The 705-nt window shown below is 47.1% G+C and carries 3 tRNA genes and 2 rRNA genes; all 5 read left to right on the top strand.

From position 1 onward, the window contains the following. Positions 1 to 87, top strand: a 23S ribosomal RNA gene (locus tag KI343_RS19845); the annotation flags it as partial. A gap of 125 nt (positions 88 to 212) precedes the next feature. Beyond that, positions 213 to 329, top strand: a 5S ribosomal RNA gene (gene rrf, locus KI343_RS19840). Between the two features lie 67 nt (positions 330 to 396). Beyond that, positions 397 to 471 (top strand) — tRNA-Asn (locus KI343_RS19835). A 3-nt stretch (positions 472 to 474) separates the two neighbouring features. After that, a tRNA-Ser gene (locus tag KI343_RS19830) sits at positions 475 to 566 on the top strand. Between the two features lie 14 nt (positions 567 to 580). Further along, positions 581 to 655: transfer RNA gene (locus KI343_RS19825), tRNA-Glu, on the top strand. Positions 656 to 705: the final 50 nt, after the last annotated feature.

Below are 705 nucleotides of genomic sequence, written 5' to 3'. Positions count from 1 at the left end.
TCAGAGACGATGAGGTTGATAGGTCCGAGGTGGAAGCGTGGCGACACGTGCAGCTGACGGATACTAATCGATTGAGGACTTATCTAAGTTTTTTCATGTCACGTTACTCTTATTTAGTTTTCAGGGTACAAAATTTTACATATTTTAAAATTAGTACTTGATTTTTTCACAAAAACGTGTATAATATTGATTGTTACTGATTTTTAAACTTGTCTGGTGGCGATAGCGAAGAGGTCACACCTGTTCCCATGCCGAACACAGAAGTTAAGTTCTTCAGCGCCAATGGTAGTTGGGGGTTCTCCTCCTGCGAGAGTAGGACGTTGCCAGGCGAGAGTATTCTCTTATGAAGTCCTTAAGGACAAGCAGATTACTTCTTTCTTTATTGTTATGGATCATTCCACAGTAGCTCAGTGGTAGAGCAATCGGCTGTTAACCGATCGGTCGTAGGTTCGAATCCTACCTGTGGAGCCATATGGAGAGCTGTCCGAGAGGCCGAAGGAGCACGATTGGAAATCGTGTAAGCCGCTACCGCGGCTTCGAGGGTTCGAATCCCTCGCTCTCCGCCATTAAAACTTTAAATGGCCCGTTGGTCAAGCGGTTAAGACACCGCCCTTTCACGGCGGTAACACGGGTTCGAATCCCGTACGGGTCACCAAATGGAGGATTAGCTCAGCTGGGAGAGCACCTGCCTTACAAGCAGGGGGT

The sequence above is a fragment of the Oceanobacillus sp. J11TS1 genome, assembly GCF_018333215.1.
Classification (GTDB): domain Bacteria; phylum Bacillota; class Bacilli; order Bacillales; family Amphibacillaceae; genus Oceanobacillus.
The sequence above is the reverse complement of the archived record's forward strand: the minus strand, read 5'-3'. Positions and strand labels throughout refer to the sequence as shown.